Origin of the sequence: Stenotrophomonas maltophilia (genome assembly GCF_004920835.1) — a bacterium.
Classification (GTDB): domain Bacteria; phylum Pseudomonadota; class Gammaproteobacteria; order Xanthomonadales; family Xanthomonadaceae; genus Stenotrophomonas; species Stenotrophomonas maltophilia_AQ.
Genome location: NZ_QFHO01000010.1, coordinates 91,167 through 117,904, shown reverse-complemented (window position 1 = coordinate 117,904; position 26,738 = coordinate 91,167). Strand labels below are relative to the sequence as shown.

Annotated in this window: 29 protein-coding genes; 14 read left to right on the top strand and 15 right to left on the bottom strand. The window is 67.4% G+C overall.

The features are described 5' to 3' along the window. Positions 1 to 44 precede the first annotated feature (44 nt). Complete coding sequence (locus DI041_RS09705; protein ID WP_136639256.1) at positions 45 to 683, top strand: NAD(P)-dependent oxidoreductase; 639 nt, start codon at positions 45 to 47, stop codon at positions 681 to 683. An 85-nt stretch (positions 684 to 768) separates the two neighbouring features. Next, complete coding sequence (locus tag DI041_RS09700) at positions 769 to 1,680, top strand: MBL fold metallo-hydrolase (RefSeq protein WP_136639255.1); 912 nt, start codon at positions 769 to 771, stop codon at positions 1,678 to 1,680. Positions 1,681 to 1,991: 311 nt separating this feature from the next. Here the strand turns inward: DI041_RS09700 and dinB are convergent, their stop codons facing one another. Beyond that, positions 1,992 to 3,086 (bottom strand): DNA polymerase IV, encoded by a 1,095-nt coding sequence (dinB, locus tag DI041_RS09690; RefSeq protein WP_136639254.1) that lies wholly within the window; start codon positions 3,084 to 3,086, stop codon positions 1,992 to 1,994. A 190-nt stretch (positions 3,087 to 3,276) separates the two neighbouring features. Between dinB and fabA the strand changes: the two genes are divergently transcribed. Both fabA and fabB read left to right on the top strand, forming a co-directional pair. Beyond that, positions 3,277 to 3,792: a 3-hydroxyacyl-[acyl-carrier-protein] dehydratase FabA gene (fabA, locus tag DI041_RS09685; RefSeq protein ID WP_004140661.1), complete on the top strand. Its 516-nt coding sequence runs from the start codon at positions 3,277 to 3,279 to the stop codon at positions 3,790 to 3,792. Beyond that, positions 3,792 to 5,000 carry a beta-ketoacyl-ACP synthase I gene (gene fabB / locus DI041_RS09680; RefSeq protein ID WP_136639253.1) on the top strand — a complete coding sequence of 403 codons (1,209 nt, stop codon included), beginning with the start codon at positions 3,792 to 3,794 and terminating at the stop codon, positions 4,998 to 5,000. The genes fabA and fabB overlap by 1 nt, the downstream gene beginning before the upstream one ends. A 163-nt stretch (positions 5,001 to 5,163) precedes the next feature. Here the strand turns inward: fabB and DI041_RS09675 are convergent, their stop codons facing one another. Genes DI041_RS09675 through DI041_RS09665 form a run of 3 tightly spaced genes read right to left on the bottom strand, consistent with a single transcriptional unit; the run spans position 5,164 to position 7,612 of the window. Next, positions 5,164 to 5,847 carry an HAD family hydrolase gene (locus tag DI041_RS09675; RefSeq protein WP_046983071.1) on the bottom strand — a complete coding sequence of 228 codons (684 nt, stop codon included), beginning with the start codon at positions 5,845 to 5,847 and terminating at the stop codon, positions 5,164 to 5,166. Then, positions 5,844 to 6,545 carry a pseudouridine synthase gene (locus tag DI041_RS09670; protein ID WP_046983072.1) on the bottom strand — a complete coding sequence of 234 codons (702 nt, stop codon included), beginning with the start codon at positions 6,543 to 6,545 and terminating at the stop codon, positions 5,844 to 5,846. Before DI041_RS09670 ends, DI041_RS09675 begins: the two co-directional genes overlap by 4 nt. Continuing rightward, on the bottom strand, positions 6,542 to 7,612 hold the full coding sequence (locus DI041_RS09665) for a class I SAM-dependent methyltransferase (protein ID WP_136639252.1): 1,071 nt from the start codon (positions 7,610 to 7,612) through the stop codon (positions 6,542 to 6,544). Before DI041_RS09665 ends, DI041_RS09670 begins: the two co-directional genes overlap by 4 nt. A gap of 156 nt (positions 7,613 to 7,768) precedes the next feature. Here DI041_RS09665 and DI041_RS09660 point away from each other — a divergent pair, with 156 nt between their 5' ends. Continuing rightward, the gene (locus DI041_RS09660; protein WP_005407925.1) at positions 7,769 to 8,032 is read left to right on the top strand and encodes a hypothetical protein; all 264 of its coding nucleotides are present in this window, start codon (positions 7,769 to 7,771) and stop codon (positions 8,030 to 8,032) included. Positions 8,033 to 8,124: 92 nt separating this feature from the next. Here DI041_RS09660 and DI041_RS09655 read toward each other — a convergent pair whose 3' ends face one another. Both DI041_RS09655 and DI041_RS09650 read right to left on the bottom strand, forming a co-directional pair. Continuing rightward, a complete protein-coding gene (locus DI041_RS09655) occupies positions 8,125 to 8,418 on the bottom strand; it encodes a DUF3247 family protein (RefSeq protein WP_136639251.1) in 294 nt (97 codons plus the stop codon). Positions 8,419 to 8,461: 43 nt separating this feature from the next. After that, complete coding sequence (locus DI041_RS09650) at positions 8,462 to 10,450, bottom strand: hybrid sensor histidine kinase/response regulator (RefSeq protein WP_004140574.1); 1,989 nt, start codon at positions 10,448 to 10,450, stop codon at positions 8,462 to 8,464. 244 nt (positions 10,451 to 10,694) lie between these two features. On the opposite strand from DI041_RS09650, the gene DI041_RS09645 reads away from it, so the two are divergent. Then, positions 10,695 to 11,258, top strand: a complete 564-nt coding sequence (locus DI041_RS09645) for a DUF3016 domain-containing protein (protein ID WP_046983095.1) — start codon at positions 10,695 to 10,697, stop codon at positions 11,256 to 11,258. A gap of 62 nt (positions 11,259 to 11,320) precedes the next feature. Here the strand turns inward: DI041_RS09645 and alr are convergent, their stop codons facing one another. Together alr and DI041_RS09635 are read right to left on the bottom strand one after the other, a co-directional pair. Further along, on the bottom strand, positions 11,321 to 12,388 hold the full coding sequence (gene alr / locus DI041_RS09640) for an alanine racemase (RefSeq protein WP_046983074.1): 1,068 nt from the start codon (positions 12,386 to 12,388) through the stop codon (positions 11,321 to 11,323). Beyond that, the gene (locus tag DI041_RS09635; RefSeq protein ID WP_004140565.1) at positions 12,367 to 13,671 is read right to left on the bottom strand and encodes a D-amino acid dehydrogenase; all 1,305 of its coding nucleotides are present in this window, start codon (positions 13,669 to 13,671) and stop codon (positions 12,367 to 12,369) included. Before DI041_RS09635 ends, alr begins: the two co-directional genes overlap by 22 nt. Before the next feature lie 149 nt (positions 13,672 to 13,820). Between DI041_RS09635 and DI041_RS09630 the strand changes: the two genes are divergently transcribed. After that, on the top strand, positions 13,821 to 14,300 hold the full coding sequence (locus DI041_RS09630) for an Lrp/AsnC ligand binding domain-containing protein (protein ID WP_004140558.1): 480 nt from the start codon (positions 13,821 to 13,823) through the stop codon (positions 14,298 to 14,300). Positions 14,301 to 14,411: 111 nt separating this feature from the next. Here DI041_RS09630 and DI041_RS09625 read toward each other — a convergent pair whose 3' ends face one another. Together DI041_RS09625 and DI041_RS09620 are read right to left on the bottom strand one after the other, a co-directional pair. Continuing rightward, positions 14,412 to 14,597: a hypothetical protein gene (locus tag DI041_RS09625; protein ID WP_049424811.1), complete on the bottom strand. Its 186-nt coding sequence runs from the start codon at positions 14,595 to 14,597 to the stop codon at positions 14,412 to 14,414. A 116-nt stretch (positions 14,598 to 14,713) separates the two neighbouring features. Then, positions 14,714 to 15,079, bottom strand: coding sequence for a classical arabinogalactan protein 4 (locus DI041_RS09620; RefSeq protein WP_136639250.1), 366 nt, complete (start codon positions 15,077 to 15,079; stop codon positions 14,714 to 14,716). A gap of 140 nt (positions 15,080 to 15,219) precedes the next feature. Between DI041_RS09620 and msrB the strand changes: the two genes are divergently transcribed. The 5 genes from msrB (at position 15,220) to DI041_RS09595 (ending at position 18,473) form a co-directional block, all read left to right on the top strand. After that, a complete protein-coding gene (gene msrB, locus DI041_RS09615; protein ID WP_136639249.1) occupies positions 15,220 to 15,687 on the top strand; it encodes a peptide-methionine (R)-S-oxide reductase MsrB in 468 nt (155 codons plus the stop codon). A 91-nt stretch (positions 15,688 to 15,778) separates the two neighbouring features. Further along, a complete protein-coding gene (gene motA / locus DI041_RS09610; protein WP_046983079.1) occupies positions 15,779 to 16,633 on the top strand; it encodes a flagellar motor stator protein MotA in 855 nt (284 codons plus the stop codon). Positions 16,634 to 16,636: 3 nt separating this feature from the next. Next, positions 16,637 to 17,575, top strand: coding sequence for a flagellar motor protein MotB (gene motB, locus DI041_RS09605; RefSeq protein ID WP_046983080.1), 939 nt, complete (start codon positions 16,637 to 16,639; stop codon positions 17,573 to 17,575). 96 nt (positions 17,576 to 17,671) lie between these two features. Then, positions 17,672 to 18,184: a hypothetical protein gene (locus tag DI041_RS09600; protein ID WP_136639248.1), complete on the top strand. Its 513-nt coding sequence runs from the start codon at positions 17,672 to 17,674 to the stop codon at positions 18,182 to 18,184. Between the two features lie 13 nt (positions 18,185 to 18,197). Beyond that, positions 18,198 to 18,473 (top strand): DUF4031 domain-containing protein, encoded by a 276-nt coding sequence (locus DI041_RS09595; protein ID WP_136639247.1) that lies wholly within the window; start codon positions 18,198 to 18,200, stop codon positions 18,471 to 18,473. Positions 18,474 to 18,554: 81 nt separating this feature from the next. Here DI041_RS09595 and DI041_RS09590 read toward each other — a convergent pair whose 3' ends face one another. Beyond that, complete coding sequence (locus tag DI041_RS09590) at positions 18,555 to 19,097, bottom strand: DUF6630 family protein (RefSeq protein WP_136639246.1); 543 nt, start codon at positions 19,095 to 19,097, stop codon at positions 18,555 to 18,557. A gap of 89 nt (positions 19,098 to 19,186) precedes the next feature. On the opposite strand from DI041_RS09590, the gene DI041_RS09585 reads away from it, so the two are divergent. After that, complete coding sequence (locus tag DI041_RS09585; RefSeq protein WP_012509930.1) at positions 19,187 to 19,435, top strand: DUF3297 family protein; 249 nt, start codon at positions 19,187 to 19,189, stop codon at positions 19,433 to 19,435. An 81-nt stretch (positions 19,436 to 19,516) separates the two neighbouring features. Here DI041_RS09585 and DI041_RS09580 read toward each other — a convergent pair whose 3' ends face one another. From DI041_RS09580 to DI041_RS09570, 3 genes are all read right to left on the bottom strand, one after another. Beyond that, complete coding sequence (locus tag DI041_RS09580) at positions 19,517 to 21,166, bottom strand: Na+/H+ antiporter (RefSeq protein ID WP_012509929.1); 1,650 nt, start codon at positions 21,164 to 21,166, stop codon at positions 19,517 to 19,519. 118 nt (positions 21,167 to 21,284) lie between these two features. Next, a complete protein-coding gene (locus DI041_RS09575) occupies positions 21,285 to 22,073 on the bottom strand; it encodes a dioxygenase family protein (protein ID WP_046983084.1) in 789 nt (262 codons plus the stop codon). A 31-nt stretch (positions 22,074 to 22,104) separates the two neighbouring features. Next, a complete protein-coding gene (locus DI041_RS09570; RefSeq protein WP_004140328.1) occupies positions 22,105 to 22,515 on the bottom strand; it encodes a DoxX family protein in 411 nt (136 codons plus the stop codon). Between the two features lie 96 nt (positions 22,516 to 22,611). On the opposite strand from DI041_RS09570, the gene DI041_RS09565 reads away from it, so the two are divergent. Next, positions 22,612 to 23,493, top strand: a complete 882-nt coding sequence (locus tag DI041_RS09565; RefSeq protein ID WP_046983085.1) for a LysR family transcriptional regulator — start codon at positions 22,612 to 22,614, stop codon at positions 23,491 to 23,493. Between the two features lie 91 nt (positions 23,494 to 23,584). On the opposite strand, the gene DI041_RS09560 is transcribed toward DI041_RS09565, so the two are convergent. Continuing rightward, positions 23,585 to 26,647 carry a bifunctional diguanylate cyclase/phosphodiesterase gene (locus tag DI041_RS09560; protein WP_046983086.1) on the bottom strand — a complete coding sequence of 1,021 codons (3,063 nt, stop codon included), beginning with the start codon at positions 26,645 to 26,647 and terminating at the stop codon, positions 23,585 to 23,587. Between the last annotated feature and the right edge of the window lie 91 nt (positions 26,648 to 26,738).

Sequence of the window (26,738 nt, the reverse complement as noted above, 5' to 3'; positions counted from 1 at the left end):
GAGTGGCCCCATTCCCACCCCACACCGTTCCACGGAGTCCTGCCATGAAGATCGCCCTCGTTGGTTCCACCGGCAACATCGGCCGCCAGATTGCCCGCCACGCGCTGGCCCGCGGCCACGAACTCACCGTCATCGTGCGCAGCGCACAGGACCTCCCGGCTGAACTGGCCGGCGCCCACCCGGTGATCGCCTCGCTGGATGACCAGGACGCGCTGGTTGCCGCCATCACCGGCCACGACGTGCTGGCCAGTGCCTACGGCCCGCGCCCGGGCGATGACATCGGCCGCGTCGGCGAGGTCGCCGCGCAGCTGGCTGCCGCCGCACGCAAGGCCGGCGTGCCGCGCCTGGTGGTGGTCGGCGGTGCCGGCAGCCTGGAAGTCGCACCCGGCGTGCAGCTGGTCGATACCCCCACCTTCCCGGAGGCCTACAAGCCTTACGCACTGGCCCACCGTGAGGCGTTCAACCGCCTGCAGGCGGTGGACGACCTGGACTGGACCTTCTTCTCGCCGGCCGCCGAAATCGGCCCGGGTGAAGAGCGCGGTCAGTACTGCGTGCAGGCCAAGGCCTTCCTCGCTGATGCAAGCGGCCACAGCCGCATCAGCTACGCCGACTACGGCGCCGCGTTCGTTGCTGAGCTGGAAGCGCACGCTTATCCGAAGCAGATCATCACCGCGGCGTATTGATGCCAGGCCGCCGGGCATGGCCCGGCGCTACCCACCTGTAGAGCCGCGCCCACGCTCGGCTCGCCATCCGCCACAAGGAATTCCCATGCGTACCGCTGCCCTGCTGCTTCCCCTCGCCCTTGCCGCCACCTTCGCCAGCGCTCCGTTGCTGGCCGCACCGGCCACCGCGGCGCCGGTCATGGCGACGAAATCCCAGCTGCACCTGCAGACCTTCCATCCCGGCCCGCAGGCGATGTTCTCGGTGTCCTCGGTGCTGATCGAAGGCCGCCACGACGCGATCCTGGTCAATGCGCAGTTTGGTGCCAGCGACGCGCGCAAGCTGGTCGAGCTGATCCGCGCCAGCGGCAAGCAGCTGACCACGATCTACATCAGCCACGGCGATCCGGATTACTACTTCGGCCTGGCCACCCTGCAGGACGCGTTCCCGCAGGCACGCATCGTCGCCACTGCGCCGACCGTCGCCCACATCCAGCAGACCCAGGCCGGCAAGCTGGCCTACTGGGGACCGAAGATGGGCACCGACGTGCCCGTGCGCATCGTGGTGCCACAGGTGCTGGACGGCGATGCCCTGCAGCTGGAAGGCCAGCGCCTGCCGCTGATCGGCCTGGATGGCCCGACCCCGGATCGCACGGTGCTGTGGGTGCCGTCGCTGCGCGCGATCGTCGGTGGCATTCCGGTGGTGGCGGGCGAGCACGTGTGGATGGCCGACACGCAGACGCCGAAGTCGCACACCGACTGGCTGCAGACCCTGCAGCGGCTGCAGGCACTGAAGCCGAAGGTGGTGGTGCCGGGGCATTACGCGCCGGGTGCAGCACTGGATGCCAGTGCGCTGCGCTTCACCGCAGACTACATTCGTGCGTTCGATGTTGAGGCGGCGAAGGCGAAGGACAGTGCGGCGCTGGTGAAGGCGATGCAGTCGCGCTATCCGAAGCTGGCAGGCGTGGAGTCGCTGGAGTTGAGTGCGAAGGTGGCCAAGGGCGAGATGCAGTGGCCATGAAGTAGGAGTTTCTTTTGCAGGGCTGCGCCCTGCACCCGCTCAATGCAACAGCAACAGCCGAAGCAACAGCAGCAGCTGGCTATCCGTGGGATGGCGAGGTGGGTCCGGTTGCGGGGGACGCCGTGAATCCGTCCATGGAGGCTCGGTCGCGCCATCCATGGCGCTCACGCCCCCGCAACCGGACCCACCCCGCCTTCGACAGTTTCCCGCTATCTGTCGGAACCTGCTGCTGGTGGTGGGTGCCGACCGTTGGTCGGCACGGGGTCGGATCCCGCTGCTGCGCAACGGGCTCTGACCCCACTGTTTGATGATTAGGTATCTGTGGGATTGTTCATGTCGTGCTCGAACAACTCCCCCTGCACCACCGGCTCCTTTTCGCGGAACCCACCAAGCCCGACGCCGACCAGCCGATAGCGGGTCTCGGCCGGCAGGTCGACGCGGGCGCGCAGGGCCAAAGCGATGTCGCGCAGTTCTTCCATCGATTCCGGCGGGCGGTCCGGGGTGAAGCTGCGGGTGAGGATGCGGAACTGTGCGGTCTTCAGTTTCAGTACCACAGTGTGGCCGACACGTTCGGTCTTGCGCGTGGCGTTCCAGGTTTTCTCTGCCAGCTGCACGATCGCCTCACCCAGGTCTTCCAGAGGCAGGTCCTCGGCGAAGGTGTCCTCGGAAGAGATCGACTGCACCTGCTGGTCCGGCTCCACCGGCCGTTCATCGACACCGCGTGCGCGGTTGTACAGGCTGCGGCCGAAGCTGCCGAACGCCTCTTCCAGATCGATCAGTGCCCACTGCCGCAGGTCGCCGCAGGTGACGATGCCACGCGCGGCAAGTTTTCCTTCCATCACCTTGCCGACGCCGGGCACCCGGTTCACCGGCAACGGCAGCAGGAAGGCATCCACCCGCTGCGGCGGAATCACGAACTGGCCATCGGGCTTGCGCCAGTCCGAGGCGATCTTGGCCAGGAACTTGTTTGGCGCGATCCCGGCTGAAGCGGTCAGGTTCGTCTCCTCGCGGATCTGCGCACGGATGGTGCGGGCAATGTCGGTGGCCAGTTCGATGCCACTCTTCGGTTCGGTCACATCGAGGTAGGCCTCGTCCAGCGACAACGGCTCGACCAGGTCGGTGTGGCGCAGGAAGATCCCGCGCACCTGCTGTGACACCGCTTTGTAACGTGCGAAGTCCGGCGGTACGAAGATCGCATCCGGACACAGGCGCTCGGCACGCACGGCCGGCATCGCCGAGCGCACGCCGAACACGCGCGCCTCGTAGGACGCCGCGCACACCACCGAACGCGCGCCACGCCATGCCACAACCACCGGCTTGCCGCGCAGTGACGGATCGTCGCGCTGCTCCACCGACGCGTAGAAGGCGTCCATGTCGACGTGGATGATCTTGCGCAGTCGGGTCATGTCAGGCGTAAAGGGCGGAGGCAGGCTGAACCGACCACACGCACAGGTATGGTCGTTGCACATCAACAGGATGCGCGTATTCCCTTGAAAACACTACGGTTGCGTACGGTTGAAATGTTTGATCGGCGCAGTTTCCACGGGCATTCTCGGGCGCTTGTTTCCCTGTTCTTCGCTTCCAGGATTGTGCTTCATGACCCGTCTCCACGCGTTCAACCGCGAACAGCTGCTGGCCAGCGCACGCGGTGAACTGTTCGGCGCCGCTGCCGGCCGTTTGCCCAACGATCCGATGCTGATGTTCGACCGCATCACCGAAATCCGCGAGGACGGCGGACCGCATGGCAAGGGCATGGTACGCGCCGAACTGGATATCCGCCCCGACCTCTGGTTCTTCGGTTGCCACTTCATCGGCGACCCGGTGATGCCTGGTTGCCTGGGCCTGGATGCCATGTGGCAGCTGACCGGCTTCTTCCTGACCTGGCTGGGCGCCCCCGGCAAGGGCCGCGCACTGGGCTGCGGCGAGGTGAAGTTCACCGGCCAGGTGCTGCCGGACGCTAAGCTCGTGCGTTACGAGATCGACATCAGCCGGGTCATCAACCGCAAGCTGGTGATGGCTCAGTCGGACGCCCGCATGTACGTGGATGACCGCGAAATCTACAGCGCGCGCGATCTGCGCGTCGGCCTGTTCACTGAAACCGGGAGCTTCTGATGCGTCGCGTCGTCATCACTGGCATGGGCATCACGTCCTGCCTCGGCAATGATCTGGATACCGTTTCGAATGCGCTGCGCGAAGGGCGCTCCGGCATCACGGCATTGTCCGACCACGCCGACGCGGGCCTGCGCAGCCAGGTCGGCGGCCGCGTCGACCTCGACCTGGACGCGCTGATCGACCGCAAGCAGAAGCGCTTCATGAGCGATGCGGCGGCCTTCGCCTACCTGTCCATGCGCGATGCCATCGCCGATGCCGGGCTCAGCCCCGAGCAGGTCAGCAACCTGCGTACCGGCCTGATCGCCGGTTCCGGCGGCGGCTCCAGCGAATGGCAGATCGGCGCAGTCGACCTGCTGCGCGAACGCGGTGTGCGCAAGGTCGGCCCGTACATGGTACCGCGCACGATGTGCTCGACGGTCTCGGCCTGCCTGGCCACCGCCTACCAGATCAAGGGCGTCAGCTACTCGCTGTCGGCTGCCTGCGCGACCTCGGCGCACTGCATCGGCGCCGCCGCGGACATGATCCGCCACGGCGCGCAGGACATCATGTTCGCCGGTGGTGGCGAAGACCTGCACTGGTCGATGAGCGTGATGTTCGATGCGATGGGCGCGCTGTCGACCAGCTTCAACGAAACCCCGGCCAGCGCCTCGCGTCCGTACGACAAGGACCGCGACGGCTTCGTCATCGCCGGCGGCGGCGGCATGCTGGTGCTGGAGGACTACGATCACGCCGTCGCGCGTGGCGCGCACATCCATGCCGAGCTGATCGGCTATGGCGTGACCTCCGACGGCGCGGACATGGTGGCGCCGTCCGGTGAAGGCGCGGTGCGCTGCATGAAGATGGCGCTGCAGGGCGTGGATCGTCCGCTGGACTACCTCAACACCCACGGCACCTCCACGCCGCTGGGCGACGTCACCGAGCTCAACGCGATCCGCGAAGTGTTCGGCGATGCGGTGCCGCCGCTGTCCTCGACCAAGGCGCTGTCCGGCCATTCGCTGGGTGCGGCCAGCGTGCACGAGGCGATCTACTGCCTGCTGATGATGCGTGATGGCTTCGTTGCTGGTTCGGCCAACATCGGCGAGCTGGACCCGAAGGTGGAGAGCTTCCCGATCCTGCGCGAAAGCCGCGAGCAGAAGCTGGATACGGTGATGTCCAACAGCTTCGGCTTCGGTGGCACCAACGCGGCGTTGGTGTTCGGCCGGGTGTGATGGGAAGGCGTGCCGACCAACGGTCGGCACCCACCAAAGCGGTTGCCATGGATGTAGAGCCGAGCCCATGCTCGGCTCAGTGCCAACCAAGGTTGGCACCTACCAGGGCTTTGAAGCATGCCGTGCCGACCAACGGTCGGCACCCACCGTCAGGGGCGGGCTGTTACCTCGGCAGCAACGGCAGCAGCAGCGCGTGCGCGTCCAACAGCGAGCCGACGATGCGGTGGCCGAATGCGCGCAGCTCCTCATCCGGATGCACCAGGTCCGGCACCTGGATCACGGTCATGCCGGCAGCCAGCGCGGCGCGCGTGCCGGCCGGTGAATCCTCCAGCGCCAGGCAGCGCTCTGGCAGCTGCCCCAGCCGCTGCGCAGCCAGCAGGTAGATGTCCGGTGCCGGCTTCGGCCGCGCCACGTCGCCGCTGGTGATCACCGCATCGAAATACGGCAGCAGGCCGGCGGCGGACAGCTTGCGGTTGGCCCGCGGCTGCCGCGTGGTGGTCGCGACCGCACGCGGTATCGCGTGCGCCTCCAGCAGTTCCAGCAATTCGAGAATGCCTGGCCGCAGCGGCAGGCCGGTCTGCGTGCGTTCCTCGTAGAGGTCGTGGCAGCGTGCGGCCACGGCTTCGATCACGCTGTCCTCGACTCCCTGCGCACGCAGCAACGCGTGCGTATCGCGGTCGCCGAGACCGACCATGCGCAGGAACACCGTTTCGTCCAGGCCCAGGCCGAATTCATCGGCGGCCTGGCTCCAGCAGGCCAGCGAGACCCGCTCGCTGTCGATCATCAGGCCGTCCATGTCGAAGATGACGGCGTCGGGCAGGAACGGCAGCGCAGCGATGGTGGTCATGGAGCGAACAGCGTATCCAGGTCGGTGGGAGTGAGCTGCCGCCATTGCCCTTCGTCCAGTCCCTGCAGGTCCAGCCCGCCGACTCGGCTGCGGTGCAGGGCCTGCACATGGTTGCCGGTGGCGGCGAACATGCGGCGTACCTGATGGTAGCGGCCTTCATGCAGCACCAGGCGTGCGCGGCGCGCATCCAGCACTTCAAGTTCAGCCGGCAGCAAGGGCGTCTTCTCGGACTCCAGCATCAGCGTGCCACTGGCGAACAGCGCCCCTTCATCGCCGCGCAGGTCCTCGCTCAGTTCCACTTCGTAGACCTTGGGCAGCTTCGACTTCGGCGAGATGATCCGGTGCAGCAGGCCGCCATCGTCGGTCAGCAGCAACAGGCCACTGGTGTCGCGGTCCAGCCGGCCGACGGTGGACAGCACCGGGTCGCGGTCGCGGTAGCGCGGCGGCAGCAGGTCGTAGATCAGGCGACCTTTGTCCTTGGTGGAACAGGTGTAGCCGGCCGGCTTGTGCAGCGCGATCGACAGGCCCACCGGCGGGTCCAGCGGCTCGCCATCGACGCGCACCGCTTCATGCGGTACCTGGTCGTCGGCGTACAGCACCTCGCCATCGGCGTCGGTGACGCGGCCTTCGCGGAACATCCACTGCACCTGCTTGCGGCTGCCGTAGCCCAGGTTGGCGATGAGCTTGACCAGCTTCACTTGCCTTTCCCCCTGCCCTTCACCGCCTCGACCAGCTTGAAGCCATCGCGCTCGGCAACCACGCGCACCGCACCGAAACTCTCATTGAGCGTGTATTCGTACGGCAGGTGGCGGTTGGCCACCACGTACAGGCGTCCGCCCGGGCGCAGCGCCTGCGCGGCCACGGCGATGAAGCGCTGGCCGATGTCCGGACGGTCGGCACGCGAGGGCGTGTGGAACGGCGGGTTGCTGATGATGACGTCGTAGTCCGGCTCGATACCGGCGGTGACGTCGCGCCACAGGAAACGCAGCGGCAGCGGGCGCGGCGGCGGCGACAGGTTCAGCTCGGCCAGCGCCAGCGCACGCTGCTCGGCCTCGTACAGGTCCAGCGCGGTGATCTTCGGGCAGCGCTCCAGCAGCTCGCGCGACAGGTAGCCGTAACCGGCACCGAGGTCGGCGGCGCGACCGGCCAGGTCGGCCGGCAGGTGCTCGGCCAGCAGCGCCGAGGCCGGGTCGATCCGGTCCCAGGCGAACACGCCCGGCCGGCTGAGGAAGCGGCCACCGACAATCGGGCGGACCGCGTCCAGGGCGGACCAGCGCTTGGCCAGGTCGGCATCGTGCTGGCCCTGCATCGGCGCGGTCCAGTACGCCCGGCAGTGGTTCTTGGTCAGGCTGCCGCCGAGGCCGGTCAGCTGCTTGAGGTCGCCCTCGCCGGAACGCGCGCCTTCGTTGTTGGACTGGCAGGCGACGATGCGGCCGCCTTCAGCAACCAGCGCCAGAGCGCGGGCGAACAGCGCGCGGGCTTCCTCGCGCTGGCGCGGCGGCAGCACCAGCACCAGCGGATAGCGGCCCTTGCCGGCCACATCATCCAGCTGGCCGCTGACGGTCCAGCCGGCCGCTTGCTGCAGTGGCTGCGCGAACGGGGCGAAGCTCTGCTCGCAGTGCACTTCACGGCCACCGGCCACTTCGCGCAGCGGCCAGCCATCGCGGGCACGCAGGAAGGCCACCGGGCCCTCCGGCCAGCGCAGGGCGCCTTGGGAGAACGGCAGGAGCAGGGTCTGCAGGGGGGCGTCGTCGCTGGAGGCCATCGGCGCGGTTACTTCAAAGCGTGAGGGCCGTCCATTGTACCGGCTTGGCCGCGCAGCCCTCGCCGGCCACTTTGCGAAACCCGAACGGGGCCTTGATCCCCCGGAAACATCGCAGCGTTCAGGGTAAAGGCTCCCCCAATCCCCAGGAGAGCCTGCATGCGTGCCTTGTTCGTCGGTGGCGTGGTAGACAACAGCGAGATGGACCTGGAAGGCAGCCATCCGCCCGTGCATTACCCCGAAGATACCGGCGGTGGCCACTCACGCTACCGCCTGCACCAGGTCGGCCACGGCGCCGATGGCAGCGTGGCCTATGCAGTCTACGGCGCGCCGGACCTGGCCGACGACGAGGTGGCGAGGGTCGCAGAGGAGCGCGCATACGCACGCCGTTTCGAAGCGACCCCGACGTTGTTCGAGCATTGACATCACCGCAGCGCCCGAGCCCGAGCCCATGCTCGGGCGGTGGCGCAGCCGCACGGGCGGCAGCCGAGCGGCGGGCTCGGCTCTACACCGGCTCAAGGTGGCTTGGGTGGCAGGCGGTTGATGCTGGCGATCTCGTCCAACCACACATGGTGCTGCTGCACTGGCGTGTCGTAGTCGTCCAAACGCAGCTGGCCGTTGCTGCCTTCGTCGCCGGCATCGTTGCGGTACTGCTGCACGGTCGGCTTCACAGCGACGGTGCCGAGCAGCCGGCGACCGTCCTGCAGGATGAGTTCCACCTGCGTTTCGCCTTCCAGCTGCGGCAACAGGGCCTCCAGGCGCGCGATCTGCGCCGGATCGGTATGGATACGGGGAGCAATACGGGACATCGGCGACCTCCTGCGTGCAGGGTCGCCGATCAGCCGTGAATGCTCAGTGCAGCGCGCTGTCGGCGCGCGGCACCTGCACCTTGCGTACCGCCGACACCAGCTGCGCCACCGAATAGGGCTTGGCCACATGCTCCTGGAAGCCCGACGCCAACGCACGGCGGCGATCGTCAGCGCGCGCCAGTGCTGTCACCGCCACCGCTGGCAGGGTCAGCGCGTCCACGCCCATGTCCTCGCGCAGCGTACGCACCAGGCCGTAGCCATCCATGCCGGGCATGCCGATATCGGTGAGCATCACGTGGTACTGCAGATGGCCGGTGTCGGCCAGCAATGCCAATGCCTCGCCTGCGGAACTGGCCGCGGACACGCTCGCGCCCTGCTCTTCCAGCATGCGCCGCAGGTACTCCAGCACTTCCGGCTGGTCTTCCACCGCCAGCACGTGCATGCCGCGCAGCGGATACGGTTCAACGATCACCGGCTCCAGGATCGGCCCGCTGATTACTTCGCGCAGCGGACGGCGCTCGGCATCCGGAAGGTGCTGCGGCAGGCGCACGGTGAAGGTAGCGCCGTGGCCGTGCCCTTCACTGGCGGCGGTGACCGTGCCGCCGTGCAGCTCGACCAGCTGCTGCACGATCGCCAGACCCAGGCCCAGGCCGCCATGGCGGCGGGTGGTGGTGCCATCGGCCTGGCGGAAGCGGCTGAACAGGTGGTTGAGGAACTCAGGCGCGATGCCGTCGCCGGTATCGCGCACGGTGATCACCCAGTGATTGCCATCGGCCTGCAGGGCCACGTCGATGCGGCCTTCGGCCGGGGTGAATTTGATCGCGTTGGAGAGCAGGTTCCAGAACACCTGCTGCAGGCGGGTGGCATCGCCCAGCACCAGGCTGGGCCGGTCAGGCAGCTGCAGGTGCACATCCAGCGCCTTGCCTTCGGCCACCAGCTCCTGCGCACCGATCGCTTCGCCCAGCACGCCGCACAGATCCAGCACTTCCACTTCCAGCTGCACCTTGCCCAGCAGCATGCTGCTGAGATCGAGCATGTCCGAGATCAGCCGCTTCTGCGCGCCAGCGCTGTTGGCGATCACGCCCAGGCCCTTGTACAGCGGGCTGGTGTTGTCCACGCGCTGCAGCAACAATTCGCTCCAGCCCAGGATGGTGGTCAGCGGCGTGCGCAGCTCATGCGACAACGTGGCCAGGAATTCGTCCTTCAGCCGCGCCATGTTCTCGGCCGCGCTGCGCGCGGCACGCTCGGACTGCAGCAGTTCCTCGCGGGCCAGTTCGATTTCGCGGCGCTCGGTCACGTCCGGGCTGCTGCCGGCAAGGCCGATGAAGCGGCCCATCCGCGAAAAGCGTGGACGTGCATTCATCTCCAGCCAGCGCCATTGGCCATCGGCACGCCGCGCACGCACCAACGCATGCATCGAGCGCTGCGCCTTCAAGGCCTCCTGCAGCTCGTACTCGAACACCGAGGCGTCGTCCGGATGCACCAGCCCACGCCACACATCCTCGGGAACGCGCGTTTCGTCGCCACCGAAAAACTCACTGAAGGCGCTGTTGACGAAGCGTGCATGGCCACGCTCGTCCAGCACCCAGACCGGCATCGGCAGGCCATCGGCCAGCGCACTGAAGCGCGCTTCGCTTTCACCCAGCTCAACTTCCATCTGCTTGCGCGCGGTGATGTCGAAGAACAGGATGCCGACCTTGTCCTCACCCGGGCGCCCCACGCGCACCGCGTCGACCGCGAACGAGCGGCCCAGCGCCCGCGCTTCCATCTCGAACTGCGCCGGGCGGCCGCTGCGGGCCACTTCACCGTAGATGCGGAACCAGTCTTCCTCGTGGTGCGGTTCCAGCGCGCTCATGCGCTGGCCGCGTGCGTCCTTCAGTCCGGTATGCCGCTCGAAGGCATCGTTGACCTCGATGAAACGGTAGTCCACCGCACGATCACCATCGAACAGCACCTGGATCACGCAGAAACCTGCGTTGATGCGCTCAAGCACGCCATGATGCAGGTCGGGTTCGGGCGCCGGCACCATCATCGGTGGGCGCTCCACTAGGGGCGGCAGTGTGGACAAGGGCGTTTGGACAGGCCGGGTTGGAGGCACAGCATCTTCCAAAGAGCGTATTCACAGCGTCAAGCGCCGTCAGTCATGCTTGACGACAATGAATTGGCGGCAACCACTCTTGTATGTGACGCAATCGGCCATTGCCGTTGCCTGGAAGCAGGATCACACTCGATCCGTGATCAACATCGTCCCCATCGGTGGGACGCAGGAGACCGTCATGAAACGCTCACTCGCGATTGCCCTGCTGGCAGGCGCCCTGGTGGCGGGCGGCGCCAACGCGGCCCCGCGCACCGTGACCGATGCGCAGGCACCACGTGCGCTACAGGCCGATGGCCCGGTCAGCGTGAAATGGGATGATCCGGCCAAATTCACCGAGATCCGCCAGAGCACCAACCGCTTCGAAGCCGAGCGCGGCGACTGGGTGCAGCAGCTCGCGCGCTACCTGCAGACCACGGCGGCCAAGCCGCTGCAGCCTGGCCAGACCCTCGACGTGACCCTGGTCGACATCAAGCGCGCCGGCGACTACGAGCCCTGGCATGGCCCCCGCGGCAGTGACATCCGGATCATGCGTGACATCTACCCGCCGCGGATCAGCCTGCAGTACACGCTGAAGGATGCCAGCGGCCGCATCATCAGCGAAGGCGATGCGCGCCTGAGCGACACCGGCTATCTGCACAACGTAGGGCTGAAGAGCGACAGTGATCCGCTGCGCTATGAGAAGCGCCTGATCGATGACTGGGTGAAGCGCCAGCTGGCCAGCCAGGCCACCGCTGCGCGGTAGGCCCATCGGTAGGTGTCGACCTTGGTCGACACGCAGTCACAGCGCCGAGCATGGGCTCGGCTCTACATGTACACCCTGGCCACGCGCTTGACGCCACACGGCAGCTGGTACGCACTCACGCCGCAGCGCGGCGCCAGCTCGGACAGCGTCGGCGCATTGCCCCACAGCTCCACCACGCTGCCAACGCCCGCCTGCGGATGTGCAGTCAGGTCCACGGTCAGCATGTCCATCGACACGCGACCGATCAGCACGCCGGGCTGACCATCGATCAGCACCGGGGTACCATTCGGCGCGAACTGCGGATAGCCATCGGCATACCCCAACGCGACCACGCCGACGCGGGTGCGTGCCTTGGAGACGAAGCGGGCGCCATAGCCCACCGGTTCCCCCGACTCGATCCAGCGCTCGGCAATAACCTTGGACTGCATGGTCATCACCGGGCGCAGGCGCGCGGTGAGATCGGTGTTGTCCGGCAACGGATTGGCCCCGTACAGCATCAGGCCCGGGCGCACCCAGTCGCTGCGCACATCCGGCCAGCCCAGCAGCGCCGGCGAATTGCACACGCTGGTCTCGCCTTCGAGGCCGTCGATGGCAAGGGCGAACGTCGCCGCCTGCTCGTGGGTGCGTTCGCTGTCCAGCTCGTCGGCACGTGCCAGATGGGTCATCAGCACGATGCGTTCGACCTGCGGCAGCGCCGACAGGCGCGCATGCGCGGCGCGGAAGCTGTCCACGCCCAGGCCGAGGCGATGCATGCCGCTGTCCAGCTTCAGCCACACCGTCAACGGACGCGGGCTGTCGAAGGCGGCCAGCGCCTCCAGCTGCCACGGCGAACCGACGGCGAACCAGAAATCGTGCTCGGCCACCAGCGCCATGTCACTGGCTTCGAAGATGCCTTCCAGCAGCAGGATCGGCGCACGGATGCCGGCCTGGCGCAGTTCCAGCGCCTCTTCGATGGTGGCCACGCCGAAACCATCGGCCTCGCCTTCCAGCGCCTGCGCACAGCGCACCGCGCCATGGCCGTAGGCATCGGCCTTGATGATCGCCAGGGCCTTGCCACCGCCCAGTTCGCGGGCGAGGCGGTAGTTGCTGCGCAGGGCGCCCAGATCAATCAGCGCGCGGGCAGGACGCATGTGCGGTTCTCATGTTGCGGGGCGTGACCGTACTGGCCATAGCGGAAAACATCCAGGCCTTCGGTGCTGATCTGCGGCTGGCGTGCGCTCATCAGGTCGGCCAGGTAGCGGCCCGAGCCGCATGCCATGGTCCAGCCCAGCGTGCCGTGCCCAGTGTTGAGGTACAGGTTGCGGAACGGTGTGGCGCCGATCACCGGCGTGCCATCCGGCGTGGCCGGGCGCAGGCCGGTCCAGAACTGCGCGCGCGACAGGTCGCCGCCCTTCGGGTACAGGTCGCTGACCACCAGTTCCAGGGTCTCGCGGCGGCGCTGCGACAGCGACAGGTCGAAGCCGGCCACTTCGGCCATGCCTCCGACGCGGATGCGGTCGTCGAAACGGGTGACCGCCACCTTGTAGCTCTCATCGAGGATGGTCGAGGTCGGTGCCATCGCCGGATCGGTGATCGGCAGGGTCAGCGAATACCCCTTCAGCGGGTACACCGGCAGGCGCATGCCCAGCGGTGCGACCAGCGCCGGCGAGTAACTGCCGAGCGCGACCACGAAGCGGTCAGCGGTTTCCAGGGTGCCGTTGACGTGCACGCCGGTGATGCGCTCGCCATCGGAGACCAGACCGGTGATGTCCTGGTCGAAGCGGAACTCGACGCCGGCGTCCACGCACATCTGCGCCAGGCGGCGGGTGAACAGCTGGCAGTCGCCGGTCTGGTCACGCGGCAGGCGCAGCGCGCCGACCAGGCCGTCGACATGGGCCAGGGCCGGTTCGGCCTGGATGATGCCGGCGCGGTCCAGTACCTCGTACGGCACGCCGTACTGGGCCAGGATCTCGATGTCCTGCGCCGAGGCGTCCAACTGCTGCTGGGTGCGGAACAACTGGGTGGTGCCCAGGTCGCGGCCTTCGAATTCGATACCGATCTGCGCCCGCAGCTCGTTCAGGCAGTCGCGGCTGTACTCGGACATGCGCACCATGCGCGCCTTGTTGATCGCGTAGCGCTCATGCGTGCAGTTGCGCAGCATCTGCCACAGCCAGCGGTACTGGGCCAGGTCCATGCCCGGCTTGATCGCCAGCGGCGCGTGCTTCTCGAACAGCCAGCCGATCGCCTTCTTCGGCACGCCCGGTGCCGCCCACGGCGAGGTGTAGCCGAACGACAGCTGGCCGGCATTGGCGAAGCTGGTCTCCAGCGCCGGGCCGGGTTGGCGGTCGATGACCGTGACTTCAAACCCGGCCTGTCGCAGGTACCAGGCACTGGTGGTGCCGATCACGCCGCTGCCGAGAACTAGGACTCGCATGGGACTTCTCCAACCCGATCATTCCCTGCACTGGAGCGTGCCGGGACCATAATTGGGGAAGTATAGACAGCCAATACCAGTTGATTTGCCTGATTTGCAATCAACCGGCAGGATGTTCTCCTGCAATTCATTCCCCAAGGTTGACGGCCATGGCCACCCGTACCCGCGAACTGGACAAGATCGACCGCAAGATCCTGCGCATCCTGCAGGCCGAGGGCCGTATCTCCTTCACCGAACTGGGCGAGCGGGTCGGCCTGTCGACCACGCCATGCACCGAGCGCGTGCGCCGGCTCGAGCGCGAAGCGGTGATCACCGGCTACCACGCCCACCTGGACCCGGCGGCGGTGAAGGCCAGCCTGCTGGTGTTCGTGGAAATCAGCCTGGCCTACAAGTCCGGCGACATCTTCGAGGAGTTCCGGCGCGCGGCGCTGAAGTTGCCGAACGTACTGGAGTGCCACCTGGTGTCGGGCGATTTCGATTACCTGCTGAAGGCGCGGATCAGCGAGATGGCCTCCTACCGCAAGCTGCTCGGCAGCACGTTGCTGACACTGCCGCATGTACGTGAGTCGAAGAGCTACATCGTGATGGAAGAGGTGAAGGAGACGCTGAGCCTGCCGATTCCGGATTGAGGCGCCGCTGCGGTTGGGGTCAGAGCCCGCGGTGCGGGATCCGACCCCGGTCAGGATTCGGCAAGGGGTCGGATCCCGCGCAGCGGGCTCTGACCCCGGTCATGGCAACCGTCAACGCTGCTGCGGGTGCTTCTGCGAGCGCTGCTCCTGCTGCTTGCCACCCTTGTGCGGCTGCTGCGGGTCCATCTGCTGCTGTTGTTGCTGCTGTTGCTGCTGCGGGTTACGGCCCTGCGGTTCCTTGCCGGGATGACGGTTCTGCTGGTTTTTCATGATCGCGATCCAGTGGACGAAGGACATGCGGCGGCGGAATGCCGGCGCACGGTCACGTTGGTCCCGGAACGGTTAATCGCAGGCGAAAAAGCAGTGATCGGCAGGATGTTGTTTTCGTGCGTTCAGGCCGGGCATGGCCAGCGCTACCGGATCTGTTGGCCGTCACTACTGGGCATGCTGTCGTAATAGCGGCCGGTACGCGAATCGAATACGCGGTTGGGGCCGGCCGGGCGCACACCCGGGATGATGCGGCCGTTGCGGTCGTAGACCTTGCTGGACGGCTTCGGCGCCGGGACCGGCGCAACCTGGGCCGGGCCGGTGGACTTGATCGGCTGCACTGGCTGCGGCGAAGGCAGCACCTGCGGCTGCGGCCTCGCTGGCTGCACGGGCGGCACCACCGGCTGGGGGGCTACGGTGGTGCTGCTGCGGGTGACGGTCGGATTACCGGTCGGCACCTGAGCCAGCGCCAGCGCGGGCAGCAGGGCCAGCAGCAGGGAAAGGGACTTCATGGCACGCTCCGGTATGGATCGCATTCACCTTGCGCCTGCGCCTGTGTGCCGCCCATGAACGGCCATCACACTTGCAAGGTCGCGCCGACAACCCCACGTTTGTGGGCATCCCCAAGCCATCGACCCCACGGAGTGCCGCCATGACTGCCTTCGACCTGACGCCCCCGACCACCACCCAGACCGAGGCGCTGGTTGCCGGTCTCAGCAATGAGGAGCGCCGCGTGCTGCTGCAGCACGGCACCGAAGCGCCGTTCTGCGGTGTGTTCCTCGACAACAAGCGCGAGGGCGTCTATTGCTGCCGGCTGTGTGCGCTGCCGCTGTTCCGCTCCAGCACCAAGTTCGATTCCGGCACCGGCTGGCCCAGCTTCTTTGCTCCGTTCGACCCGGCGCACGTGCGCGAGATCCGCGATACCAGCCACGGCATGGTCCGCACCGAGATCACCTGCGCGCGCTGCGGCAGCCATCTGGGCCATGTGTTCCCCGACGGCCCGCCGCCGACCCATGAGCGCCACTGCCTGAACTCCGTCTCACTTTCGTTCACCGGCAACGGCGAGCCCTGGCCTGACCCGTTGCAGCGTGGCGGTGCGGAAAGCGGCGTGGCGGGCTGAAATACCCCGCTGACCGATTTCACAGAATTCCCTCTTCAGAAAACCGGGCGACGGGCCGACAAGGAGATATCCCCCCTCCTTGCGTCGCCCCATGCTCATCATCGTTGGATTCCTGGTCGTCATCATCAGCGTGCTCGGGGGCTACCTCGGGGCCCACGGACGCCTGGGTGCGCTCTGGCAGCCCTACGAACTGGTCATCATCGGCGGTGCCGCACTGGGCGCGTTCCTGGTCGGCACCCCGGCCAAGACGGTCAAGCAGACCCTGCAGGCCATGGTCGGCGTGTTCAAGGGCCCGCGCTACAAGCAACAGGACTACATCGACGTCCTCAGCCTGGTGTACGAACTGCTCAACAAGGCCCGCCGCGAGGGCTTCATGGCGCTGGAAGACCATGTCGAGCGCCCGGCTGAAAGCGCGCTGTTCGGCAACTACCCGAAGGTGCAGGCCGACCATCACCTGATCGACTTCATCACCGATTGCCTGCGCCTGATGATCGGCAGCAACATCGAGCCGCACGAGCTGGAGCCGCTGCTGGAACTGGAGCTGGAAAAGCACCACGCCGAGGCGATGGCGCCGTCGCAGGTGCTGACCAAGGTCGCCGACGGATTGCCCGGTTTCGGCATCGTCGCGGCGGTGCTGGGCATCGTCATCACCATGGGCTCGATCGGCGGCGACATTGTCGAGGTCGGCGGCCACGTGGCCGGCGCGCTGGTCGGCACCTTCCTCGGCATCCTGCTGGGCTATGGCTTCGTCGGCCCGATGGCAGCGGCGATGGAAGCCCGCGCCGAGCAGGACAGCCGTATCTACGAGTCGGTGAAGACCGCCCTGCTGGCCTGCCTGCGTGGCTACAACCCGAAGATCGCGCTGGAATTCGCCCGCAAGACGCTGCCGTCGAACGTGCGCCCGGCCTTCTCCGATTTCGAGCAGCACCTGAAGACAGTCAAGTAAGCCATGGCCGAAACCAAGCCCACTGTCATCGTCCGCCGGGTCAAGAAGGCCGGCCACGCCGCCCACCATGGCGGTTCGTGGAAGGTGGCCTACGCCGACTTCGTGACCGCGATGATGGCCTTCTTCCTGGTGCTGTGGCTGATGGCCAGCACCAGCAAGCCCGAGCGCGCAGCCATTTCCGAGTACTTCCGCAACCCCAGCCCGCTGGTCGGCTCCAGCGCGACGCCGGCGCCAGGCATGGCCGGGCCGGGCGGTGCCAGCACCTCGATGATCAAGCTCGGCGGCGCCACCGATGTTTCGCGCGGCAACAGCAACGATCCCTTCCAGAACCAGCAGAAGTCGATACCGCAGCCGGTGGACGAGCAGCAGCGCGACAAGCAGCAGCTGGAAGCGCTGATGAAGGAACTGCAGGAAGCGATCAGCCGCAGCCAGGCGCTGGAACCGTTCAAGGACCAGCTGCTGCTGGACCTGACCCCGGAAGGCCTGCGCATCCAGATCGTGGACAAGCAGAACCGGCCGATGTTCGACCTCGGCAGCGCCACCCTGAAACCGTACACCCAGCAGATCCTGCACGAACTGGCCGAGTACCTGAACCACGTGCCGAACCGGATCAGCCTGACCGGCCACACCGACATCACCGCCTATTCGGCCGCGCGCGGCTACGGCAACTGGGAACTGAGCGCCGACCGCGCCAACGCCGCACGGCGTGCGCTGATCGATGGCGGCCTGGAAGACAGCAAGATCACCCGCGTGGTCGGCCTGTCCTCGTCGGTGCTGTTCGACAAAGCCGACCCGCAGAACCCGATCAACCGCCGCATCAGCATCGTGGTGATGACCCAGGCCGCCGAGCAGGCCGCACTGGCCGGTGCCGGCCCGCAGGTGGGGCTGTCGGCCACCACCGCCGACCCGGATGTGCAGGCGGCGCAGGGGCCGGTGCGCTGAATCGGGGTCAGATCCCTTTCCAAGGGAAAGGGATCTGACCCCACCTGCGCCCGGCCGCTACAATGGCGGTCTTTCCTTTTCAGGTGATTCCACCCCATGTCCCAGAACTCCAAGGCCAAGCGCGACAAGCGCAAGAAGCAGCAGGCCAAGCGTCCGTTCCTCCGTCTGAACGCGCGCGAGCAGGTGCAGAACCATGCCGTGCTGCTCAGCGAAGACGGCCAGGCCGTGGCCGCCATCGGCCTTCAGGGCCGTGAGTGGCTGCTGGCCATCGGTGGCCAGACCATGGGCAACGCCGACAACCCGGTGCCGATGCTGGCCATGCTCAAGCACCTGTCGAACATGCAGGAAGCCGAAGGCCGCACGGTCACCCTGGAATACTCCGAGCTGATGCAGAAGCTGCTGGACACCCTGGCCGCTGAAGCCGGCCAGACCGCCGAGGAGTACCTGGACAAGCTGGTGGCCGAGTTCGCCAGCGAGCAGGCCGAAGACGCAGCCGCTGAAGGCGAAGCAGCTGCCGATGAGGCTGCTGCAGAGACCACCGGCGCCGAAGGCGCTGCCGACGCCGAGGCCACCCCGGCCGCCGACGCCGACGGTAAGCCGCAGGCCTGATCCGGCCACGGCGGTGTCGGTCTACGTCGATGACGCGGTGCATCCCTGGCGCGGACAGCGCTGGGCGCACCTGATGGCCGACACCCTGCCCGAGCTGCACGCCATGGCCGCGCAGCTCGGCATTCCACCGCGGGCCTTCCAGAACAAGGCCAGCGGCGCGCATTACGATGTCACTGCAGACCTGCGTGCGCAGGCAATCGCGCGGGGTGCCCGCGCGATTTCCCGGCATACCGACCGCGCGCTGGTGAAAGCGGTGATCGCCAACGCCAGGGCGCAGTACCGGCCGTAGATGGTTAGCGCCGGGCCATGCCCTGCGAGCGCGCAGCGCGGTGAAAAGCCGCCGGGCATGGCCCGGCGCTACCGATCAATCTCAGAACGGGTCGCTGCCCAAGCGGATTTCCACGTTCAGCAGCGAACACAGCGCCAGCATCGCGTCATCGTCGCGGGTCAGTGCCATCACGCCAGTGAAGCCATCGCTGCCGGCATCCACGCTCCACAGCGTGTAGTTGTGTTCGCGCAGGCGATCAAAAGCGCTGGACATCAGCTGCACACCGTCCAGGTCCTCGGCGAAGTCCTCGTCATCGAGGTCACCACCCCAGTCCAGCTGTACGTTGAAGCGCGCCGACAGCTCATTGACCGCCGACTGCAGCGAATCCAGGTCGTCGCGCTCCACCTCGAAGCCCGACTGCCAGGCGATGGCCGTGAACAGGGCCGGCAGCCAGTCGCTGTCAGCCTCCAGCGGCTGCCCCTGCTCGGCCAGCTGCTCGCGCCAGCGGTTGAACTGCTGCAGGGCCTGTTCGTCATCACCCGGATTGATCAGCACCAGCAGGTTCCAGACACGCGCCTCGAAATCGGCCTCGTCGAAATCCTGGACGTCTTCTTCGAAGTCGAAATAATCGCTGTTGTCGGGCATGGCGGGCACTCCTTGGGGCAGGCGGGCATTCTACGGTTTATCCTGTAGCGCTGAAGCCGGCCTTGGTGGCCGTCACCCTGAATGAAGCGATGAGCGATACCCCTCCCGACCACCTGGCGATCAACCCGGCCAGCCCCTTCCATGATGCGCAGGCGCTGGAGCGCGGCGTCGGCGTGCGTTTCAACGACGTCGAGCGCGACAACGTCGAAGAATATTCGGTCAGCGAAGGCTGGATCCGCGTGCAGGCCGGCAAGGCCCGCGACCGCCGTGGCAACCCGATGACGATCAAGGTCAAGGGCAAGGTCGAGGCGTATTTCCTGGAAACGAAGCCGGAATAAGCACGGCTCTCGGATCCTGGGGTCAGATCCCTTTCCTGCGGAAAGGGATCTGACCCCGATCGACGGCGCCCAACCGCAACGTCATTCGCGCTTGCGCGATTCCAGCAGGTCCAGGTTGCGGATCAGGCGTCGCGAGATCTCATCGGAGATCACCCCGCGCCGGGTCAGCCGGAACAGTTCCTCGCGCTCGGCATTGAGGCCGGCGCTGCGCAGCTGGCGATAGCCCAGTTCCATGCGCTGCACCTTCTCCGGGTCCACGTCGGGCCCGTCGCTGTCCTTCTCCAGGTGCCGCTGGTACAGCAGGCTCACCCGCGAGGCGGCGTCGTTGTACAACTGCACGTTCTCGGTGTTCTGGTTCATCACCATCTGCTGGCGCATGCGCTCCACCCCCGCCAGCGCGGCCTTCGATGACAGCCTGCGTGCCAGGTCTTCTTCCTTGCGTTCGCCCGAATCGGCCGGCAGCTGCAGGCCCTTCAGCAACTGCGGCAGCGCCACGCTGGCGCCGACCAGCGAGAACAGGATCACCGCCGCGGCCAGGAAGATCACCAGGTCGCGCGCCGGGAACGGACTGCCATCAGGCAGGAACAACGGCAGCGTCAGCACGCCGGCCAGGGTGATCGCACCGCGCACACCGGCCACCGAGGTGGCCACCACGATGCGCCAGTTCGGTGCCTCGCCACGCTCCAGCCCGCGACGCCGCGCGCGCAGCAGGTTCCAGCGCAGCGACAGCCATACCCACAGCAGGCGCAGCGTGATCAACGTGGCGTTGATCACCAGCACGTAGACCAGCAACCACCACGCGCTCTGGTGGCCGCTCTCGTTCATGGTGGTGGTGGCACGTTCGACAATGCCCGGCAGCTGCTCGCCCAGCAGCACGAACATGATGCCGTTGAAGCTGAACTGCAGCATGTTCCAGACCCCGGCACGCTGCACGCGCATGCTGCCGGAGACGCGGCCGGTCATTTCCACGTAGCTCATCGAGATGCCGGCCGCGACCGCAGCCAGGATGCCCGAGGCATTGATCTCTTCGGCCAGCAGGTAGGCCGCGAACGGAATCAGCAGGTTGACCAGCATCGCCGCACCCGGCTCCTCGCCGAAGCGGCGCCACAGCCAGCGCTGGAAGGTGGAAACGCCGAGGGTGACCGCCACGCCCACCGCCAGGCCGGCCACCGCCACCCACAGGAAGGTCAGCGAGGCCGTGGCCAGCGAGAAGGTACCGGTCATCACCGCCGCCACCGCGAAGCGGAAGCAGACCAGGCCGGACGCATCGTTGAGCAGCGACTCGCCTTCCAGGATGTGCATCAGGCGCTTGGGAATCGGCGCCTTGGAGGCGATCGCCCCGACCGCCACCGGGTCGGTCGGCGACACGATCGCCGCGAGCGCGAAGCACACCGCCAGCGGCATCACAGGAATCATCCAGTGGATCAACAGGCCGGCACCGATGACAGTGAACACCACCAGGCCGAACGCCAGCTCGAGGATCGCGCCTTTATCGCGGAACAGGCCCTGCTTGGGGATGCGCCAGCCGTCGAGGAACAGCAGCGGCGGCAGGAACAGCAGGAAGAACACTTCCGGCTCCAGCGCGTGCCCGCGGTTGAACACCCCGGCGATCACCGCACCCAGGCCGATCTGCACCAGCGGCAGCGGCAATGAGAACGGCAGGACGCGAACCAGGTAGCCGCTGGCGACAACGGCCACCAGCATCGCCAGGACGACTTCGATGGTATGCATGCTTCTTCCAGGAAGCGGCGCGCGGGGAGGCACGGGGGGCCAGCGCCGGAAACCCGGAAAAAATTACCACACGCGGCCACGACCGCGGCGACCACGGCCGCCGCGCGTCAGCCCCGGCTCATGCCCCGTCGAAGCGGTACAGGTCCATGGCAAGGAATCCGGCGTCGATGCCGGCATCGATGCGACGGGCACCGAAGCCACTCTCGCCGGCCGCGCCCATTGCGAAGAACAGCGGCAGCAGGTGCTCATCGGTGGGATGCGCGCGCTCGGCGAACGGCGCCTGCCGGCGATAGTCCAACAGGGCCTGGCGATCATCAGCAGCCAGGCGCTGCTCCACCCATTCGATGAAAGGCCGCACGTACGGCGCTTCCTTGCCGTCCTGGTAATCGCCCCAGTCGTGCAGGTTGTGGGTGATGCTGCCCGAGCCGACCAGCAGCACGCCCTGCTCGCGCAGCGGTGCCAGCGCGCGGCCCAGCGCGAACTGGTGCTCGGGGCCAAGCAGCGGCTGGATCGACACCGGCACCACCGGGATGTCGGCCTGCGGGCGCAACAACCGCAGCGGCACCCACGCACCGTGGTCGAGGCCACGTTGCGGGTCGAGCGCCACCGGCAGGCCAGCGGCGGCGATACGGCCGGCCACCTCTTCGGCCAGCGCTGGATCACCCGGCGCCGGGTACTGCAGTTCGAACAGCGCGCGCGGGAAGCCACCGAAGTCGTGGATGGTCGGCGGCTGCGGGTGCGCGCCGACCAGCGGCTGCCGGCCCAGCCAGTGCGCCGAGGCCATCACGATGGCACGTGGCGCCGGCAGGTCACGCGCCAGCTCGGCCAGGCGCACGCCGACCTGGCCCGGATGCAGGGCAGTCATCGGCGAACCATGTGAGATGTACAGCGAAGGCAGGCGGGACATGGAATTCTCCAGTTGCAGGATCAAGCGGCGATCAGCGCGAACGCAGGGTCCACTTGCCGTCGCCGACCAGGAACAGCACCACCAGCGCCAGCGCCCAGAACGCCGGGTATTCCCAGCCGCCGCCAGCGTTGGCGAAACTGAAGCCATTGGCGCCATGCACGGTGACGATGGTGCCCAGCAGCAGCGGCACGCCGATCAGGCCCACCCAGCGTGCGTAGATGCCCAGCAGCAATGCGGCGGTGATCACCAGCTCAACGCCGATGGTGAGGTAACCGAGCACGCCAGGCAGGCCCAGCGATTCGAAGAACGCGGCGGTACCGGCCGGGGTGAACACCAGCAGCTTGGTCAGCGCATGGACCAGGAACAGCACGCCCAGGGCCAGGCGCAGCAGGGTGGCGCCATACGGGGCCAGCGGCGAAACAGGAGCAGTCGTGGTGTGCATGGGGGAAACACCTTGAGGGAGTGACCACAGGTTATTGCGCCTTCACGGATCGATAAATACGATCTTTCGACCGTATTTATTTCAAAAGGCGCAACAATGGACACCCTCGAGGCGATGCGCGTGTTCGTGGCGGTGGTCGAGCGCAACGGCTTCAGTGCTGCCGCGCAGGCCCTGGACCTGTCCACCGCCGGCGTCACCCGCCACGTCGCCGCGCTGGAGAAGCGCCTGGCCACGCGCCTGCTCCACCGCACCACGCGCCGGGTCAGCCCGACCAGTGCCGGTGCCGCCTACTACGCCCAGTGCGTGCGCCTGCTGGCCGAGTTCGACGCGCTGGAGGCCAGCATCGGTGCACAGGCGCTGGAGCCCTCGGGCACGCTGCGGATCAACGCGCCGGTCAGCTGGGGCATCGCTCGCCTCGGGCCACTACTGGCCAGCTACCGCGAGCGCTTTCCACAGGTGGAACTGGACCTGGCCCTGTCCGACCGCCTGGTGGACATGGTCGAAGAAGGCTACGACGTGGCCATCCGCATCACCCGCGAGCCCGGCCCCACGCTGATCGCCCGCCGCCTGGGCGAATCGCGGGTGAGCCTGTGCGCCGCACCTTCGTACCTGGCCGTGCACGGTGCGCCGAAGACCCCGCAGGAGCTGCAGGCACATGCATGCCTGAGCTACAGCTACTGGTCCGCCGGTGACCATTGGCCGCTGCAGGGGCCCGGTGGCGAAGTGAAGGTGGCAGTAAGCAGCCTGCTGCACGCCAACAACGGCGACGTGCTGCGCGAAGCAGCAATCGCCGGCATGGGCGTGATCCTGCAACCGGATTTCCTGCTGGAAGACGCGTTGGCTGATGGTCGCCTGGTGCGCATCCTGCCCGAATGGGAGGCCTCGCCGATCGGCATCTTCGCGGTCTACACCAGCCGCAGCCACCTGGCGCCAAAGGTGCGCAGCTTCATCGACCATCTGGTGGATGCGGGGGTGTAGCCGAGTCTGGCGTCTGCCGGCCAGCGGCCGGCACTACTGTCATGTTTCGCTCGGGTAGTGCCGGCCGCTGGCCGGCAGATGCGAAACCCGATCAGGCGGGAACCTCGTCCAGCGCATCAATGATCTGCTCCAGCGGCGCCGGCCGGCCCAGCAGATAGCCCTGTACCTGGTCACAGCCGTGCGCGGCCAGCCAGTCCAGCTGCCCGGGCGTTTCCACGCCCTCGGCGATGATGGTCAGCCCCATGCTGTGGCCCAGCGACAGCAGCGCGCGGCAGATCGAGGCATTGCGTGGGTTGGTTTCCACGTCGGCAACGAAGCTGCGGTCGATCTTCAGGATGTCCAGCGGCAGGTGCTGCAGGTAGGACATGCTCGAGTAGCCGGTACCGAAATCATCCAGCGACACGCTGATGCCCTGCTCGTGCAGGCGCTGCATGGTCTGCATCGCCTGCGCCGGCTTGCGCATCAGGCTGCTCTCGGTCAGCTCCACGTGCAACGCGCCGCGAGCCAGGCCGAAGTCCTGCTGCGCGCGCGTGAACTCGGTTACCAGGTCACTGTTGAAGAACTGCACCGCCGACACGTTGACCGCGATCGGCAGCTCGCCCCAACCGGCATCGACCAGCCGCCGCTGTGCCTTCGCCGCCGCGCGGATCACCCAGCGCCCCAGTGCCAGGATCAGTCCGGTGTCTTCGCACAACGGGATGAACTCGTTGGGCGGAATGAAACTGCCATCAGCCTGCGGCCAGCGCAGCAGCGCCTCCAGCGCTGCCGGGCTGCCATCGCCGGCGTGCCGGATCGGCTGGAAGTACAGCTGGAATTCGTTGTCGATGGCGGCATGGATGCGCCCGGCCAGGCGCAGGCGGTCGGCCAGCCGCGTGGTCACCGCCGCGTCGAACCAGACCACCACATTGCCCTCGGCGCGCGCTGCATGCGCGGCCTGTGCCGCCATGCCGATCACCTGCTCAGCGCTGTGCCCGTCACCGGCCACGTGCGTAGCCACGCCGATACGCGGCTCGAACTGGTGCAGCGAATCCTTGCCGCGCATCGGCGCCGATACGATCTGCAGCAGGTCGTCCAGCACGCGCTGGACATCCTGCCCGGTGCTGATGGCGAACACGAAATCTTCTGCCGGCTGGAAGGCCAGCGTGCCGCAGCGTGCACCCAGCCCGCCGAGCCGGGTGGCCATCGACTGCAGCACCGCATCGCCGATCTCGCGTCCCAGCGTATCGGCCACCAGCTGCAGGCCGCGCAGCTGTACGAACGCAATGGTGTAGCCCGCATCGTGCTCGTCCAGCTGTTCGGTCAGCGCGCGCACGTTGAGCAGGCCGGTGGCCGGGTTGTGCCGCGCCTGGTAGGCCAGGTCGCGCTCATAGGCCAGCCGTTCGCTGACATCCTCGGCCAGCACCAGGCATGCCGGCTGGCCGTCGAAGTCGAGCCGGGACAGATGTGCACGTACTTCAAACACGCTGCCGTCCTTGCGCCGGTGCAGTCGCACGGTGGCGTCCTGCAGCTCGCCGACCCGGGCCTTGGCGATCGCGCCCTTCACCTCGTCCCAGCCTTCGCGCGGGCGGATGTCGAGGATGCTCATCGCCAGGAATTCCTCGCGGCTGTAGCCATACTGGCGCACAGCGGCATCGTTGACCTCGATGAAGCGCAGCGTGTCCGGATCGAATACCCAGAACGGCGCCGGGTTGCGGTCGAACAGCAGGCGGAAGCGACGCTCCGCTTCGCCCATCTGCTCCCGCGCCTGGTAGCGCTCGCTCAGGTCGGTCAGTGCACCGATCATGCGCCGCTCACTGTCAGCCACCTCCACCCGCTGGCCACGCGCACCGACCCAACGCACCTCGCCACCGGGCAGCACCAGCCGGAACACCTGGTCGAGCACCGCACTACCGGCAAACGCCTGGTCGAAGGCGTGCTGCAGGCGCGCGGCGTCATCACGGTGCACGCGCGCGAAGAAATCAGCCACCGGCAGCGCATCGGTCTGCACCCCGAAGATCTCACGGGCCAGCGGCGACCAGCGCAGCAGTGCCGCGTCCTCGTCCACATACCAGGTGCAGACACGGCCCACCTGGTGCGCCAGCCGCAGTTCGGCGTGGCCGGTCTTCAGTTCCTCCGCCATCGACTGCTGGCGGAGGGTGCTGCGGCGCACGGCGTACAGCAGTACCAGCAGCACTCCCACGTAGGCCAGCACGATCGCCACTGACGCCTGCAGGTACGGCCACCATGGCGCCAGCACGTCCTCATCGGCCAACCCGACCTGCACCGCCAGCGGGCTGCGCTCGAGCGTGCTGATGGTGATGATCCGTGGCACGCCATCGACCACGCCCGGCACGCTGCCCAGCTCGACCACCGCCTGCTTGCCGAGCAGGTCACGCCGAGGCAGGTCGAAGCGACGGCCGACCGTGCCATGCGGATCCGGCACCCGCGCCAGCATGTAGCCCTCGGCATCGCTGATCGAGACCAGTCCGTTCGGGCCCACATCCAGCCCGCCGATGATGCGCTGCAGTTCGCCGCAGCGCAGCCGCGCCAGCAGCCAGCGATCGTCGGCCATCGCCAACGCCAGCGGCACCACCCAGCCATCGTCGCCGGCCTGCTGCGGCGGACCGATGTACAGCGCGCTGCCCTGCCCGCGCCGCTGCGGGTCGGTCCACAGCGGCAGGTTCAGATCACCCTTGCCGGCGGTGATCGCGCGGCCGTGGCGGTCCAGCACCACAATGCTGTGCAGCTCGGCATGGCGGCTCAGCACACCGCCGATGGCGGCATCCAGCAGTGCCGGCGCCTGTACCGGCACGCGGCGGAACAGTTCGGCGGCGTCGGCGGCGATGCCGGACATCGCCCGTTCCAGGTTGCGCAGTTCCAGCGCCAGCAGGCGCTCGCTGCCCACCGCCAGCGCGCGGCTCTGGCGCTGCGCAGCCTCCAGCCGGCGGTGGTGGTCGTTGGCCAGCATGGTGGTCAAGCCAGCCACCAGCAACACGCCCAGCAGCACGCCGCCCCAGGTGATGGCGCGCAGCGGCCGGGCCAACGCCCGTTTCAGCGCGGGCATCGGTCGGTCTTCCTTGTGCAGTCGGCTGGCTTCATGCGCGAACGAATCCTCCACGTCCCCGACCTCAACGGCCGGCGGACGCCATTCTTGACGCCTGGCACCGCCCCGCATGGCCACCTCCCCGTGTCCGCGCAGGGTTCCAGCGGCCAGCATGCACCACGCAGCTGGCGCCGTGAAGATCGTATCCGCGCGTTCAGCCAGA